This window comes from Paracoccus rhizosphaerae, from assembly GCF_026162645.1.
Classification (GTDB): Bacteria; Pseudomonadota; Alphaproteobacteria; order Rhodobacterales; family Rhodobacteraceae; genus Paracoccus; species Paracoccus rhizosphaerae.
The window spans coordinates 1-15,177 of sequence record NZ_JAOTBE010000075.1 but is presented as its reverse complement, the minus strand read 5'-3'; the positions used below and the strand labels follow the sequence as shown (position 1 = coordinate 15,177).

At 65.4% G+C, this 15,177-nt stretch carries 10 protein-coding genes, 1 tRNA gene and 6 pseudogenes; 10 read left to right on the top strand and 7 right to left on the bottom strand.

The window, feature by feature from the left end:
• The 4 pseudogenes from OC184_RS17345 to OC184_RS17330 form a co-directional block, all read left to right on the top strand.
• Nucleotides 1-705 (top strand): annotated as a pseudogene (locus OC184_RS17345) (IS5/IS1182 family transposase); the annotation flags it as partial.
• A 96-nt stretch (nt 706-801) separates the two neighbouring features.
• Nucleotides 802-1,095, top strand: a pseudogene (locus tag OC184_RS17340) (hypothetical protein); the annotation flags it as partial.
• Between the two features lie 91 nt (nt 1,096-1,186).
• Nucleotides 1,187-1,648, top strand: a pseudogene (locus tag OC184_RS17335) (IS481 family transposase); the annotation flags it as partial.
• A gap of 332 nt (nt 1,649-1,980) precedes the next feature.
• Nucleotides 1,981-2,520, top strand: a pseudogene (locus OC184_RS17330) (integrase core domain-containing protein); the annotation flags it as partial.
• A gap of 198 nt (nt 2,521-2,718) precedes the next feature.
• On the opposite strand, the pseudogene OC184_RS17325 reads toward OC184_RS17330, so the two are convergent.
• From OC184_RS17325 to OC184_RS17310, 4 genes and pseudogenes are all read right to left on the bottom strand, one after another.
• Nucleotides 2,719-4,005: pseudogene (locus OC184_RS17325) on the bottom strand (IS256 family transposase).
• 74 nt (nt 4,006-4,079) lie between these two features.
• Nucleotides 4,080-4,202, bottom strand: coding sequence for a hypothetical protein (locus OC184_RS17320; protein WP_265508408.1), 123 nt, complete (start codon nt 4,200-4,202; stop codon nt 4,080-4,082).
• A 269-nt stretch (nt 4,203-4,471) separates the two neighbouring features.
• Nucleotides 4,472-4,547, bottom strand: a tRNA-Ala gene (locus OC184_RS17315).
• 264 nt (nt 4,548-4,811) lie between these two features.
• Entirely contained in the window at nt 4,812-5,129 is a 318-nt protein-coding gene (locus OC184_RS17310) for an FYDLN acid domain-containing protein (protein ID WP_265508407.1), read from the bottom strand.
• Nucleotides 5,130-5,271: 142 nt separating this feature from the next.
• On the opposite strand from OC184_RS17310, the gene OC184_RS17305 reads away from it, so the two are divergent.
• Together OC184_RS17305 and OC184_RS17300 are read left to right on the top strand one after the other, a co-directional pair.
• Nucleotides 5,272-5,922, top strand: a complete 651-nt coding sequence (locus tag OC184_RS17305; RefSeq protein ID WP_265508406.1) for a M48 family metallopeptidase — start codon at nt 5,272-5,274, stop codon at nt 5,920-5,922.
• A gap of 31 nt (nt 5,923-5,953) precedes the next feature.
• Entirely contained in the window at nt 5,954-6,598 is a 645-nt protein-coding gene (locus OC184_RS17300; protein WP_265508405.1) for a GntR family transcriptional regulator, read from the top strand.
• Between the two features lie 24 nt (nt 6,599-6,622).
• Here the strand turns inward: OC184_RS17300 and OC184_RS17295 are convergent, their stop codons facing one another.
• Both OC184_RS17295 and hemB read right to left on the bottom strand, forming a co-directional pair.
• The gene (locus OC184_RS17295; protein ID WP_265508404.1) at nt 6,623-7,249 is read right to left on the bottom strand and encodes a lipid-binding SYLF domain-containing protein; all 627 of its coding nucleotides are present in this window, start codon (nt 7,247-7,249) and stop codon (nt 6,623-6,625) included.
• Between the two features lie 70 nt (nt 7,250-7,319).
• On the bottom strand, nt 7,320-8,315 hold the full coding sequence (gene hemB, locus OC184_RS17290) for a porphobilinogen synthase (protein WP_265508403.1): 996 nt from the start codon (nt 8,313-8,315) through the stop codon (nt 7,320-7,322).
• 91 nt (nt 8,316-8,406) lie between these two features.
• On the opposite strand from hemB, the gene OC184_RS17285 reads away from it, so the two are divergent.
• The 4 genes from OC184_RS17285 to OC184_RS17270 are packed head-to-tail and all read left to right on the top strand — an operon-like array spanning nt 8,407 to nt 14,210.
• Nucleotides 8,407-8,979 (top strand): hypothetical protein, encoded by a 573-nt coding sequence (locus tag OC184_RS17285; RefSeq protein ID WP_265508402.1) that lies wholly within the window; start codon nt 8,407-8,409, stop codon nt 8,977-8,979.
• A gap of 40 nt (nt 8,980-9,019) precedes the next feature.
• A complete protein-coding gene (gene mfd / locus OC184_RS17280; RefSeq protein WP_265508401.1) occupies nt 9,020-12,493 on the top strand; it encodes a transcription-repair coupling factor in 3,474 nt (1,157 codons plus the stop codon).
• A complete protein-coding gene (locus OC184_RS17275) occupies nt 12,490-13,620 on the top strand; it encodes an aminodeoxychorismate synthase component I (RefSeq protein ID WP_265508400.1) in 1,131 nt (376 codons plus the stop codon). The genes mfd and OC184_RS17275 overlap by 4 nt, the downstream gene beginning before the upstream one ends.
• Nucleotides 13,581-14,210 (top strand): aminotransferase class IV family protein, encoded by a 630-nt coding sequence (locus OC184_RS17270; RefSeq protein WP_265508399.1) that lies wholly within the window; start codon nt 13,581-13,583, stop codon nt 14,208-14,210. Before OC184_RS17275 ends, OC184_RS17270 begins: the two co-directional genes overlap by 40 nt.
• Before the next feature lie 239 nt (nt 14,211-14,449).
• On the opposite strand, the pseudogene OC184_RS17265 reads toward OC184_RS17270, so the two are convergent.
• Nucleotides 14,450-15,177 (bottom strand): annotated as a pseudogene (locus OC184_RS17265) (IS5 family transposase); the annotation flags it as partial.

Sequence of the window (15,177 nt, the reverse complement as noted above, 5' to 3'; positions counted from 1 at the left end):
GCCCAGGTCGGGCGGTATGCCCACGCCCGGCAGCTCAAGCGCATGCGCAAGGCCCTGCGCCAGCTCAAGGGCTATACCGGCCGGGTGCGGCGGGATCTGCGCCGCCACCTGCAGGACATTCTCGACGGCTCCTTGCGCGGACGGGTGCTGGAGGCGCTCTGGCTGGTCGGCCGCCTGCTCGAGCAGACGCCGAGGAGCAAGAACAAGATCTACGCCCTGCACGAGCCGGAGGACGACTGCATCTCCAAAGGCAAGGCGCGGGTCCGATACGAGTTCGGCACCAAGGTCAGCCTCGCCACCACCCTTGACGGCGGCTTTGTCGTCGGTGCCCGCAGCTTCCCCGGCAACCCCTATGACGGCCACACCCTGGCGCCTACCCTGGAGCAGGCCGCCATCCTGACTGACCAGGTGCCGGACCTGGCCGTCGTCGACCGCGGCTGTCGCGGCCACGGCGTGGAGACCACCAAGGTCCTGGTCAGCGGCACGAGACGCGGCATCACCCCGCTCCTGGCAAAGCTCCTCAGGCGACGAAGCGCCATCGAGCCCAAGATCGGGCACATGAAGTCCGCCGGGCGGCTCGCCAGGTGCCCGCTGAAGGGTCGCATCGGCGACGCGATCTTCGCCGTCCTTTGCGCCTGCGGACACAACATCCGCAAGATCCTCGCCCATCTCAGAGCCTTTTCGTGTTTGCTGCTTTACCTGGTGCGCCGTCATCCCGCGAGGAAATCCCCGTCAGCACCTCCCATCCGCCGCCTGATAGAGGTGTTCAGGCGGGACGAAGTAACGAGGGTTTGTGATGGTGATCCGCCGAAGGGATACGCCCCAGTCAAGACGCTCTGCAATCCTGGAAAGCGCTGCAGGTAAGTGGCAAACGCTGCTGGTCCAAGTGCAGCCACGAACACGAAGTCTTCGCCCAGGTCATAGACGGCCTGACAACCGAGAGCGCCGAGCACAAATCGATCATGATCGACGTCGAGCCAGTCCTGTGCCACCGGTTCGAGCAGGCCGACGAGGATATCTTCAGGCGCACCGAACGGCGTCGAGCCCTGGAGTAAAAGAGAGGCACGCGGGCGCCAGATCAAGCGCAGGTCGGGGATCAGGAAATAGTCCAGAGGTCTGTTTCCCCGAGAACGGGCGGCTCAAGCCACAGGGTTATCCTGACTCAGAAACCGCAATACGCTCTGAGCCGAAGGAGCCGCCGCCCATAGCTCTGTCCAAGGCTGAGGAGGCGATGCTTGTATCGTTTCTGCGGCCCACGCTGCTGCCTTTGGACAATTTCTCTAGACGCTGCAGCCCCCAATCCCACGTCTTACGCGTTCCGCACTGCATCGAGGCCTGCAGCGCCATGATGCCTCTAGGCTGCCTGACATGGAGGGCGACAAGCCGAAGCGCGAGAGGTTCAAGCGCTCTCCCCTCCGCCCTCGCCATTGTCATTGAACCAACGGCGAACAGTGGCTCGATCCACATCGACATCGCCGAGGTTCAGACCGCTGAAGGCAAGCTTTACCTGTTCGTAGGCATTGACCGAATGGGCAAGTTCGCCTTCATCCGGCTCGTCGAAAAAGCAAGACAAATGGCCGCCGCTCAGTTCATACGGGGCCTGATTGCTGCAGTTTCTCACCGGCTCCGCACCGTGCTGACCGACAACGTCCCATGTCAGGAGCGAACGAGCCCTAGAGGCGTCAGATCACTGGGCATCCGCGCGACGGGATACCCTGCAGAAGTTCGCCCGAGCGGGCTCCGCCGTCAAGAAGTGGTCTCTCCCATGAGCCGAATACAGGCTCGGCCAGAACGCCGCCCTCACCGTCCTTAAGACGAGATCCTAATTCCCAAGCAGATGGAGGAGGATCAGGAACAGTCCAGGGGACTGTTTCCCCGACGACGCCGACATTATCTACGAGGTCAGCAAGCTGCCTCCACGGCTCACCAGGGACGGGCCTTCCGCTTGGGCTCGCCCCTGCAAAGAAGGGGCGATAGGAGGCTGTCGACCCTAACGACATATGGGCCATGGACTTTGTGCATGACCAGCTCGCCTTGGGGGCGAAGCTTCGCATTCTGACCATTGTCGATATCCATTCCCGCTTTTGCCCGGCCGCCGATCCCCGCTCCACCTATCGCGGAGAGGATGTTGTCCAGACATTGGAGAGGGTGTGTGGCCGCATCGGCTATCCCAAAACTATTTGGGTCGATAATGGCAGCGAGTTCATCTAGCGCGACCTGGATCTGTGGGCCTATGCCAAGCAGGTCACGCTTGACTTCTCACGGCCAGACAAACCCACTGACAACGGCTTCATCGAAGCGTTCAACAGCAAGCTCAGATCCGAATGCCCGAACGCGCGTCGCCATTGTCGCTCGGACCAATGGCGCAACAATGGCAACTTCATGAGCCTTGCAGATGCGGCTGAAAAGCTGGAGAATTGGCGCAGACACTACAACGACGATCGACCCCGCAGCGCCATCGGCTACAACGTCCCGAGCGCGCTGCACTTTCCCGGCGGCGTCACCAGCCCGTCGCCGTGACCAAGGCCGGAAACTCCGGCTTCAGGTGGTCCAAAATCGGTAGGCACGGCAAGGAGCCGGAAAATTCCAGCTTCCGGCGGTCCAAGGTTGGGGAGCAGCGCAGTGTGAAGCAGACTCTATATTAAACTGAGGGACGTTCTGGGGGCAGGTCACCGTCAATGCGGTGGAGATTCCGGGTTGGCCATTTGAGGACATCGATCAGGCGGCCTGTGTTGACATGCTGAGAAGCGGGTTGATTTCTGCGGCGTCGATGAGCGCGAAGGCTTCGACCTGCATGTAGCGGTGCTGGCTCTGCCAGTCATCGTTCTGCTCGAAGAGCACGGTGCCGATCAGGCGCATGATCGACTCCTCATTCGGGAATATGCCGGCCACATCGGCCCGCCGCTTCACCTCCTTGTTCAATCGCTCCCGTGGATTCGTCGAGTGCAGCTGGTGCGGTGCTGGGCAGGGAATGCCATGTAGGCGAGGACGTCGGCTTCGCTCTCGTTCATGAGCGCGGCAGGCTTCGGCCAGCGGGGGCGGATCTGGTCCGCGACATGGCGCCATACCTCCTGCGCACCTTTCTGGTCGGGTTGGGTGAAGGCTTGGCGGATCGCCGCGGCGACGACCGTGTGCTGGCCCTTCGGCACATGGGCGAGCGCGTTTCTGATCCAATGAACGCGACACCTTTGCCCGTTCCGGCTACAATCGATCCATTGGACCAATTGCTGGCGCCACGGCCGTCGAACACGCGTGCGATGGCCGCCTTAAAACCGGTATGCGCGTCCGGGATCACCAGCTTCACGCCGACAAGGCCCCGGCTTTTCAGGCTGCGCAGGAATTCGATCCAGAACGTCTCCGCCTCGGACGGGCCGATGCCGGGCCAATGATCTCGCGGCGGCCGTCGGGGTTGACGGCCATGGCCATTATTGCCGCCACCGAGACGATTTGCCCTCCCTGGCGCAGCTTCAGGTAGGTGGCGTCGAGCCAGAGCCAAGGCCAGTCGCCGGCGAGCGGTCGGCCGAGGAAGTCGCGCACCCGCTCGTCATTCGCCGGGAGAACGATCCGGTGGATCGTTTTCTGGCCCGGCTCATTATTGCAGAGCTTGGAGACCGTGTTCCTGGAGATCCCGCTCAGCCCCACGGCCTGCACCAGCTCGTCTGCCCTGCGGGTCGAGACGCCGCCGATCCACGCCTCCTGGATCACCGCAACGAGGGCCTTCTCCGAGGTTCTGCGCGGCTCGAGGAAGCCAGGGAAACAGGAGCCCTGACGCAGCTTCGCCACACGCAGGTCCAGAGCGCCCAGCCGAGTTCTCGGTTCGCGATCCCGGTAACCATCGCGCCAGGTCTGTTGCCCGTCACCGCGTTCATGGCGGCCCGCACCGATCAGGCCCTCGACGTCGTGCTCCATCGGCGTCTGGAGCACAGCTTCCGTCACAGTGCGGAGACAGTCACCTTCGTCGTGCTTTTGCAGCAGCTCGATCAGAGGCATGTCGGTCTCGGTCATCGGGGTCTCCGTGTGGTCCGTGGTTGAAGTTCGCAAACTTCACCATAACCGACACCCTCGATACCCACCCCCGATTACACCGACAGCGCGGCGCCAAATTCCACCACGTCCTCGAACACTAAGTCGGAGACTTCATCAATACCGACTCCCGCATGGGCCGCGCGATGCAGAAGGCGGTGCGCGATATGGTGATGCACGATGACCCTTCAGGCGTCGATGCGCCGGCACAGTGGTTCACCAGGGGTTTGACAACGGGCAAATCCTGCTGACCCTGCCGGAGCGAAACAAACTCCGCTGCCGAGAAGCCGAGAAGCCGCGCCTCATCAAGGTGTCGCGGACCAGAGCAGGGCCGGAAAATTTCGCTGCACGCGTTTGAGGGGCTTGCCTCCAACCGACCCTTTGGAAGCAAGAAGACGCTAAGATAATCTTCCGCGTAAGTTGCTAAACTTGAAGTGAAAGATAGAAATGGTGGAGCCAAGGGGAGTCGAACCCCTGACCTCTTGAATGCCATTCAAGCGCTCTACCAACTGAGCTATGGCCCCACCGGAGGTCTGCAGGGCACCTCAGCGCCGCTGCGTGTGGGGTCTATATGGGCCAGAGGCGGGAGCTGCAAGTGGAAAAAATGCGAAACGGAGGTTTTTCTTCTCAGCCGGCTGTCAGGGCTGACCATTGAATGGAATTGAAGAGAATTACTCGGCTGGCTGACCCGGTACATGGGCGTCGCGGCGGGTTCGGCGGGCCGAATGGTATGAAGAAGGGCTGGGCAAATAAAAAGGCCGCGTCCGGATGAACGCGGCCCTTGGAGGTCAGTCTTCGTCGTCGTCGGCGACGTCCGCGATGTCGTCCAGCGACACATCGCCGTCGTCATCGTCCTCCTCGAGCAGATCGTCGTCGATCTCGCCGGATTCGTCGGCGATATCCTCGTCATCGTCCACCAGATCGTCGTTCTGGTTGCGCGCCGAGGTCTTCTCGCTGACCAGCGTCTTGCCCCGGCCGTCGGTCAGGCTGTCGAGCGTGAACTGGTTGCCACAGGCCGGGCAGGTCATCGGGTCCGCCTGAAGGTCATAGAACCGGGTGGCGCAGTGCGGGCACAGGCGTTTGGTGCCCCATTCCTCTTTGGGCATGGTATTCTCCTTCAGCCGCGATTAGGGGAAATCGGGCGACCCCCTGCCACAGCGGCCACGGGGTGTCAAAGGGTTTATCTGGCAGGCCGGGGCGGGCATGGCAAGCGGTGATCGACGGATTATCTTGGAAGGTGGCACCGCGGTGCGTTTGCGGCGGACCGCGCGCGCCCGGCGGATGACGCTGCGGGTGCCCCATGACGGCTCCGGGGCCGTGCTGACACTGCCGCCGCAGGTGCCGGTCGCGGAGGGGCAGGCCTTCGCCGAGTCGCGGCTGGACTGGCTGCTGGCCGCGCTTGGTCGCCAGCCGGCGCGGCCGATCGCGGCACCGGGTGCGGTGCTGCCGGTCGAGGGGCGGGAGCTGCGCCTGACCGAGGGCGAAGTGCGCCGGCCCACGGTCGATGGTGACCTTCTGCTGATTCCACGGCAGCGTTCGGCGGGACCGGTCGTTGCGGCCTGGCTGAAGCAGCTGGCGCTGATCCGACTGCGCGCCGCCAGCGACCGGCTGAGCCAGGCGCTCGGCCGGCCCTACCGCGCCATCGCCATCCGCGACACCCGGTCACGCTGGGGCAGCTGCACCAGCGACGGGCGCCTGATGTATTCATGGCGCCTGATCATGGCGCCGCCGGCCATCCTCGAATATGTCGCTGCCCATGAGGTTGCCCATCTTTCCCATATGAATCACTCGGCACGTTTCTGGCAGCAGGTCGAGGATCTGATGCCGGGCCACCGCCCGCACCGTGCCTGGCTGAAGGCGCATGGCGGCGACCTGATGCGCTGGAGATTCAGCGATTGACGCGTCAGCCATTCGTGATCACATCTAGCCGATGATTCCGACCCGCCCCACCGATCCTGCCGCGCACGAGCGGCTTTACCGAACCCTCCGCAGCCAGATCATGCTGGGCGAACTGCCGCCCGGCAAGGCGCTGACTTTGCGAGGCATTGCACGCGATCACCACCTGTCCATGACGCCCGCCCGGGAGGCCGTGCGACGCCTGGTAGCGGAGGGCGCGCTGACAAGTTCTGGCTCGGGGCGCGTATCGACGCCGGCCCTGTCTGACGAGCGGATCGAGGAGCTGGCCGCCCTGCGCGCCTTGATCGAGCCTGAGCTGGCCAGCCGCGCGCTTCCTCGGGCGCATTTCGCGCTGATCGACCGGCTGGCGACGATGAACGGCCGCATCGCCGACGCGGTCGAGCGTCACGATGCCGTGGGCTACATTCGCTGCAATCTGGACTTCCATCGGATGCTGTACCTGCGCGCGCAGGCCCCGGCCATGCTGGCGATGCTGGAAACGATCTGGCTGCAACTTGGGCCGACGATGCGCGCCCTTTACGGCCGGGTCAGGCGGAACGAGCCGCCGCGCCACCACCGGATGATCCTGGCGGCCCTGAGGGCCGGCGACGAACCGGCCCTGCGGCTGGCGGTGCGGGCGGACGTGACGCACGGCCTGCGGCACCTGACATCGTCCTGACGGACCGACGTCAGGTGTGTTATGTCAGCCGGGCTGCCCGAGGGGCGGCAGGCCGAGGTTGCCGAAGCGCAGTTCGGGCAGCGCGGACGGAATGATCCGGGTGTACTTGGTCCCCTCGATCGCCGCTCCGGCAATTAGGCCGGACTGGCCGAAGATCATGGCGACGACCGGGAACTGCGCGCTGAACGTGTCGGCGCCAACGGCCATGCCGCCGTCGGGTAGGGCATAGAACGCGCCGGCGCCGGCGACCCAGCCGGGGGCGGCACGGAACGCTGCCAGCGACTGGTCCGTCTGGAAGATCAGGACATGCGCGTATTGCTGCGCGCCGGCCTGCAGGCCCACGGTCGCGCGCGTGGCCGAATAGTAGTCGACCGTCTGCCCCGAAATCCGCAGCGCCCCTTGGCCATAGGCACCACCGACGCCAAGTGCGGCCTCGGTCATCAGCGGCATGTAAAGGACGCCGCGGGCGTTCTGCAGCAGAGGCTCGGCCGCGGGATAGTTCGTGATCAGGTATTGGTGCGTCTGGTCGACGCGCGCATCCAGTTGCGCGGCGGCATTGCTGCCGACGGCGTTGGTGCAGCCCGCCGCCAGCAGCGCGGCACCGCCGGTGGCCAGAAGGCGGCGGCGGGATAGGGTGTTCGAAGTGCTCATCTGTCGCCTCGTGTCGGGGTTCCGGGCTCGTGGCGGCCCTTTGCGGCGGACGATACGACAGCGGCGCCTCTCACGCCAGCATCTCGGCCACGGTGGGCGCGAAATAGCTGAGGACGCCGTCGCAGCCCGCCCGGCGGAAGCCCAGCAGGCTTTCCAGCATCGCGTCGCGCGACAGCCAGCCGTTGCGGATGGCGCCCTCGATCATCGCATATTCGCCGCTGACCTGATAGGCGAACGTCGGTGCGGCGAACTCGTCCTTCACCGCGCGGCAGATGTCCAGATAGGGCATGCCCGGTTTCACCATGACCATGTCGGCACCCTCGGCCAGGTCGCGGGCGACGCAGCGGATCGCCTCGCCGCGGTTGGCCGGGTTGATCTGATAGGTCTTCTTGTCGCCGACCAGCCGCCCCGAGGCGCCGACCGCATCGCGGAACGGGCCATAGAAGGCGCTGGCGAATTTTGCGGCATAGGACAGGATGGCCACGTTCTTGTGGCCCTCGCGCTCGAGCGCGGCGCGCAGGGCGCCGATGCGGCCGTCCATCATGTCGCTTGGGCCCAGGATGTCGGCACCGCATTCGGCCTGAATCAGCGCCATGCGGACCAGCGCCTCGACGGTTTCGTCGTTCAGGATCTCTCCGTCCTTGACCAGCCCGTCATGGCCATTGGCGTTGTAGGGGTCGAGCGCGATGTCGGTCATCACGACCAGGTCTGGCACGGTCTCCTTCACTGCGCGGATCGCCAGGTTGCCGATATTGTCTGGGTCCCATGCGCGTTCGCATCCGTCGGTGCGGCTGGACTGGTCGGAATGGGGAAAGATGCAGATGGCGGGGATGTCCAGCTGCGCCGCGCGTTCGGCGGCACGGCGGGCGCCGTCCAGCGTCAGGCGGCTGACCCCCGGCATGGACGCGATCTCGCCCTCGGCACCCGGAACCTCGGTCACGAAGATCGGCCAGATGAGGTTCGCGGGTGTCAGGTTCGTCTCGGACACCATTGCCCGGATGCTGGCGTTCCGGCGCAGCCGGCGCAGTCTTGTGGCGGGGAACGGGGCGATGATCGGGCTGGCCATGCGGGCCTCCTGTGAATTGGGACAAGCGGGCGCTTTTCCTTGGTCGAAACCCGTTCTAAGGTCGCGCGCAGCCAAGGACAAGGAACCCCCCGTGCCGCAAGTCGACAGCCTGATCGGCCTTCTGGACAGCCGGTCTTTCATGACGATCTGGTACTGGCTGACGCTGATCGGCATGTGGTCGGCCACCGGCCGCAGCGTTCTTGGTGTCCCGTCCGAGGTCCTCGCCCGCGCCCGTGCGGCCCGCGCCAAGGGCGACATCGACGGGCCGGCGGTCATCGCGCTGCTGGACTGGCTGTCGCTTGTCCTGCCCCGCTGGCAGCTTGGCCCGCGCGAGGGGGTGGTGTTCCTGGGCGTCACAAGCTTCCTCATGTCCTCGATGACCGTCCTGGGCTTCGTCTTCTGGCTGGAGCTTGCGCAGGCGCTGGTCCTGCTGCTGTTTCCGTTCTGGCTGCTGTTCTGGATGCGGACCCGCCTGGCACGGCGGCTGATGCCGGTGATCGAGGGGGCGCAGGACGACCGCCTCAGCCTGGCCGAGGCGGGGGCCGAATGTGCCCGCAAGATGGCGTGGCACCGGACGCTGGTGACGATGCTGTCGATCGCAGCGGTCGCCGTGACCGTGCTGTGGGGGACGCTGTGGGCGATCATGCATCCGAACGGGCTCTAGTTCGCTTGACTTCCGCGCCACCTGCCTTAGGTCAGCAGCCATGTCCCAGCAGCTGATCCTCTCTGGTGCGCCCGAAGGCTATGACGCGGCGCTGATCGCCCGCGAAGCGGCGCGCCCCGAAAACCGCGGCGCCCCCGTCGTCCACGTTGCCCGCGACGACCGCCGCATGGCCGCGACCCGAGCCGCGCTGGCGTTCCTGGCGCCCGGGCTGCCGGTGCTGGACTTTCCGGCGTGGGACACCACGCCCTATGACCGCGTGTCTCCGGCACCCGAAATCCAGGCGGCACGCATGGCGACGCTTGCGGGGCTGGCGCAGGGCAAGATCAAGGGGCCGTTCGTCCTGCTGACGACGCTGAACGCGGTCTTGCAGCGCGTCCCCGCCCGCGACCTTGTACGTCATACTGCCTTCACCGCACGTGTCGGCGACCGCATCGACGAGGAGGCGCTGCGGCAGTTCTTGGTGCGCATGGGCTTTTCCCAAAGTCCCACGGTGACCGAGCCCGGTGACTATGCCGTGCGGGGCGGCATCATCGACATCTTTCCCCCGGGCGATTTCGGTCCGATCCGGCTGGATCTGTTCGGCGACGTCTTGGACGGCGCCCGCCGCTTCGACGCCGAAACCCAGCGTACCACGGAAAAGCTGGACCGCATCGAGCTGGCGCCCATGTCCGAGGTGATCCTGGACGAAGACGCCATCACGCGGTTCCGCCAGAACTATCGCGCCGAATATGGCGGTGGCACGAACGATCCGCTCTATGAGAGCGTCAGCGCGGGGCAGAAGAGCGCGGGGCTGGAGCATTGGCTGCCCTGGTTCCACGACCGGATGGAGAGCCTGTTCGACTATGTCCCAGGCGCCTCGGTCGTTCTGGACGATCATGTCGGCCAGGTGATCGACGCGCGGCGCATGATGATCCGTGAACAGTTCGATGCTCGCCGTGCTGCGATGGCCGCGAAGGGGCGCAACGACACGGTCTACAAGCCCGTGCCGCCCGATGCAATGTTCCCGACCGAGGATGAATGGGCGGCCTGGCTGTCCCACCACCGGGTGCTGCGGCTGTCGGTGCTGAACCAGCCGCCGGGGCCGGGCGTTCTGGATGCCGGCGGCCGGCCAGGGCGGAACTTTGCCCCCGAACGCCAGGCCGAGCAGGTGAACCTCTTCGGCGCCTTGGCTGATCACGTCCGCAAGCTGGCCCGAGACCACCGCGTCGTCATCGCCAGCTTCTCGGACGGTGCGCGCGAGCGTCTGGCGGGTCTGCTGGCGGATGAGGGGCTGACGGGCGCCAAGCCCATCACCGACCTGCGCGATCTGCCCGACCAGCCGGGCGCGCTGGGATTGGCCGTCTGGCCGCTGGACGAGGGTTTCGTGGCCGAGGGCGCGGCGCTTGGCCATATCGCCGTCATTTCGGAACAGGACGTCCTCGGCGACCGTTTGATCCGTGGCGCGAAGAAGCGCCGCAAGGCCGACAACTTCCTGAAGGACACGCAGACGCTCAGTCCCGGCGATCTGGTGGTGCATGTCGAACACGGCATCGGCCGCTATACCGGCATCGAGACGATCATGGCGATGAAGGTCCCGCACGACTGCGTGGCGCTGGAATATGCGGGCGGTGACCGGCTGTACCTGCCGGTTGAGAACATCGAACTGCTCAGCCGCTATGGCCACGAGGAGGGCCTGCTGGACCGGCTGGGCGGTGGGGCATGGCAGGCGCGCAAGGCGCGGCTCAAGGAACGCATCAAGCTTATCGCCGACAAGCTGATGCGCGTCGCCGCCGAACGCCTGCTGCGACCCGCGCCGGTGCTGGAGCCCGACGACCACGACTGGCAGCAGTTCGCGGCCCGCTTTCCCTACAGTGAAACCGACGACCAGATGTCGGCCATCGAGGACGTGGCCGAGGATCTGGCCGCAGGCCGCCCGATGGACCGCCTGGTCGTGGGCGACGTGGGCTTTGGCAAGACTGAGGTGGCGATGCGCGCGGCCTTCATCGCCGCGTCGCAGGGGATGCAGGTCGCGGTCGTTGCGCCGACGACGTTGCTGGCGCGCCAGCACTACCGCAGCTTTGCCGAGCGCTTTCGCGGCACTGCCATCAACGTCCGCCCGCTGTCGCGTTTCGTCAGCGCCAAGGATGCCTCGGCCACGCGGGCGGGGCTGGCGGACGGATCGGTCGACATCGTCGTCGGCACCCATGCGGTGCTGGCCAAGCAGGTGCGTTTCAAGAGCCTCGGCCTGCTGGTCATCGACGAGGAGCAGCATTTCGGCGTCGCGCACAAGGAGCGGCTGAAGGAGTTGCGCAGCGACATTCACGTCCTGACCCTGACCGCGACGCCCATCCCGCGCACGCTGCAGCTGTCGCTGACCGGCGTGCGCGACCTGTCGGTCATCGGCACGCCGCCGGTGGATCGTCTGGCCATCCGCACCTATGTCAGCGAATTCGACAGCGTCACCATTCGCGAGGCCCTGCTGCGAGAGAAATATCGCGGCGGCCAGAGCTTCTTCGTCGTGCCTCGCCTGACCGACCTGCCCGACGTCGAACACTGGCTGAAGGAGAACATGCCCGAGGTCAGCTATATCGTCGCCCATGGACAGCTGGCGGCGGGCGACCTCGATCAGCGGATGAACGCCTTCTATGACGGCAGCCACGATGTACTGGTGGCGACGTCCATCGTCGAATCGGGGTTGGACATCCCGACGGCCAACACGATGGTCGTCTGGCGGGCCGACATGTTCGGTCTGGCGCAGCTTTACCAGATTCGGGGCAGGGTGGGGCGGTCGAAGACCCGCGCCTATTGCTATCTGACCACCAAGCCGCGGGTGCCGCTGACGCCTCAGGCGATGCGGCGGCTGAAGTTTCTGGGGTCGATCGACAGCCTGGGTGCCGGCTTCAACCTGGCCTCGCAGGACCTGGACCTGCGTGGTGCCGGCAACCTTCTGGGCGAAGAACAGTCCGGCCACATCAAGGAAGTCGGGTTCGAGCTTTACCAGCAGATGCTGGAGGAAACGATCGCCAAGCTGAAATCGGGCGAGCTGGAGGGCACGCCCGAGGATGAATGGGCGCCGCAGCTGAACCTGGGCGTGCCTGTGACGATCCCCGAAAGCTATATCCCTGATCTGGACGTGCGCCTTGGCCTCTATCGCCGCCTGGCCGAGCTGACCACCAAGGTCGAGCTGGAGGGATTCGCCGCCGAGCTGATCGACCGCTTCGGCCCCCTGCCAAGGGAGGTGAACACCCTGCTTCTGGTCATCCGCATCAAGGCGATGGCCAAGCGCGCCAACATCTCGAAGCTGGATGCAGGGCCCAAGGGCGTCACGGTGCAGTTCCACATGGACAAGTTTCCCAACCCGGCGGGCCTGGTCGAATACCTGGCCGACGAACGCGGCACTGCCAAGGTCACCGACAACAAGGTCGTGCTGAGGCGCGACTTCGCCTCTGACGCCGAACGCATCAAGGGCGCGTTCGCCGTCGCCCGCGATCTCGCGGCCAAGGTGCGCGAAGGCAAGGCAAGGGCGAAGGCGTGAACCCCGGGCTGATCCGTTTCGATGCCGGCCCATTGGCGGGCGGGACGCTGTTCGCAGCCCCGCAGGCGGTGATCAGGGCAGATACGTCGCAAGGGGTCGGCCCGGCGCTTGCGGCCATGCAGGCGGCGCAGGCGCGCGGCTGCTGGCTGGCGGGCTATCTCTCTTATGAGCTAGGGCATGCGCTGACGCCGCGGCTGGCGGACCTGATGCCTGACGACCGGCAGATGCCGCTGATCCTGATGGGGGTCTTCGACGGCCCGCGCCCGGCGCCGCCGTTGCCCGACCCGGCCGGGATCGCCATCGGCGCGGCGCGTCCGCTGTGGGACAGGGCGCGCTATGATGCGGCCATTGCCGCGGTGCATGAATACATCCGCTCGGGCGACACCTATCAGATCAACCTGACCTTCCCGCTGGAAGCCGAGGTCACGGGCGATCCGCTGGCGGTTTATGCCGCCCTGGTTGCCCGCCAGCCGGTGGGCGAAGGCGCCTTCATCGACCTTGGCGGCCCGGTCGTCCTGTCACGCAGCCCCGAGCTGTTCTTCGCCGTCGACTCCCAGGGCATCATCGAGACACGGCCCATGAAGGGCACCGCCCCGCGCGGCGCCACCCCGGCCGAGGACGCCGCTTCAGCAGCAGCGCTCCAGCGATCCGAGAAGAACCGCGCCGAGAACCTGATGATCGTCGACCTGCTGCGCAACGACATCAGCCGGATCTGCCGCCCCGGCAGCGTGAACGTGCCGCAGCTGTTTCACATCGAAAACTATGCGACCGTCCACCAGATGGTCTCGACGGTCCGGGGCCACTTGATGCCTGGCGTCGGACTTGCGCAGATCCTGGGGGCGCTGTTTCCCTGCGGCTCGATCACCGGGGCGCCAAAAATCAGGTCCATGGAGATCATCGCCGAACTGGAGCGCGCGCCGCGCGACATCTATTGCGGCGCGATCGGCTGGGTCGATCCAGCGGGGTCGATGCGGTTCAGCGTGGCCATCCGGACGCCGTGGACGTCCGCGCCCGGCCGCTTGCGCCTGAACGTCGGCGGCGGCATCGTGCATGACAGCGACGCAGCGTCTGAATGGGAGGAGGCACTGTGCAAGGCTGCTTTCCTGGGCCGATCCCCGAAGGCCTGAACATCTTCGAGACCATGCGCGCGGAGGCGGACGGCCGGATCCCGCTCTGGCCGCTGCACCTGGACCGCCTGCGGCGGGGATGCGCCGCGGTGGGTTTTCCCCTGGACGAAGCGCAGGTCGAAGCGGCTTTGTCCTCCCTGCCACGGTGTGGGGCTCTGCGCGTACGGCTTGCCGTCGATGCCGCGGGTCACGTCGCTCTCACCCATGCGCCCTTGCCGCCGAACCCGCCGGTCTGGCGCGTAACGGTGTCGCCCCTGAGGCTGCGCTGCGACGACCCCTGGCTGCGGATCAAAAGCACTCGCCGCCCTATCTATGACGCCGCCCGCGCCGCGCTCGATGGTGCCGACGAGGCGCTGCTGCTGAACGAACGCGGCGAAGTCTGCGAGGGGACCATCACCAATGTCTTCCTGCCCCGAGACGGCATCCTTCTGACGCCGCCTCTGTCATCGGGACTACTTCCAGGAGTGCTGCGCCGAAGTCTCTTGCAGAACGGCTTGGCACGGGAGGAGATCTTGTGCCCCGACGATTTCGATAGCACGTTCTTCTGCGGAAACGCCCTTCGCGGCCTTGTTCCGGCAAAGTTGGAATAAATCTGATCGGCGGCAAAACGGTTTGACCCCAGCTTCGACAGCTAAAGCCGTAAGGCCCTGATGATGTTATCCTGTGAGGGTCGTAATGGCTTCCTCTGAACTGGTATAACGTGTAACCGGGAAGCCGCTTGCCCTCTTCATAGCTTGATCCTAGAATCGATTTCATCAGGCAGGGGATTAACCTGGGCATTGTTGCACTAATTGGCTGCGGTCTGAGATGATTCTATCGCGCTTTGGGTTCAGCCAACGGCTGTGTCCTTGGCCATGCCGAGTGCGTTGTATCTGTTCATGATGGCGATGCGTATCTGGATGTCCGCAGGCTGTCGATCCGGGTCGCGTGAGGCGATGCGTTCGCCGAAGGCCTTGAGGCAACTCACCCGCGCCTCGACCCGACTTCGGACGTGGTAGCCGACCGAATGCTTCCGGTTGGCTCGTCCCAGGTGTCGTGTCTCGTGCAGGATGTCGTTGCGGACGCGTGCGGCCGGGCAATCCTTTTTCCAGGCGCGACCGTTCCGGCGGATGGGGATGCGCGCTTCGGCCCCTCGATCAACGATCGCGCCATGGCATCGTCTGGTGTCATAGATGCCGTCGGCCGTGACCGAGCCGATTTCTTCATCCTCGGGGATCTGTGCAAGCAGGTCTGGCAGCAGCGGGCTGTCGCCCTGTCGGCTCGACGTGAATTCGACGGCCCGGACGTCGCCAGTCTGAGCATCCATGCCGATATGGATTTTGCGCCGCGCGCCATGGTTGCTCGAACCAGTGGCGCAACTAGGCGTGCCCTGCGTCGAGACGCACCATGCTTGCGCGCGTGCCACTCGGCATCGTCACGGAACTTGTGACGTTGCCCGGCGTTGTTGCGTAACTCTGACGTGGGACGATTCACATCGCGAACCCGTGCGGTTAGACGGGTCGCATGAGTAAGCCTCCACCCGCCCGCTACCGCACGACGAACTGGTCCAGCTATAAC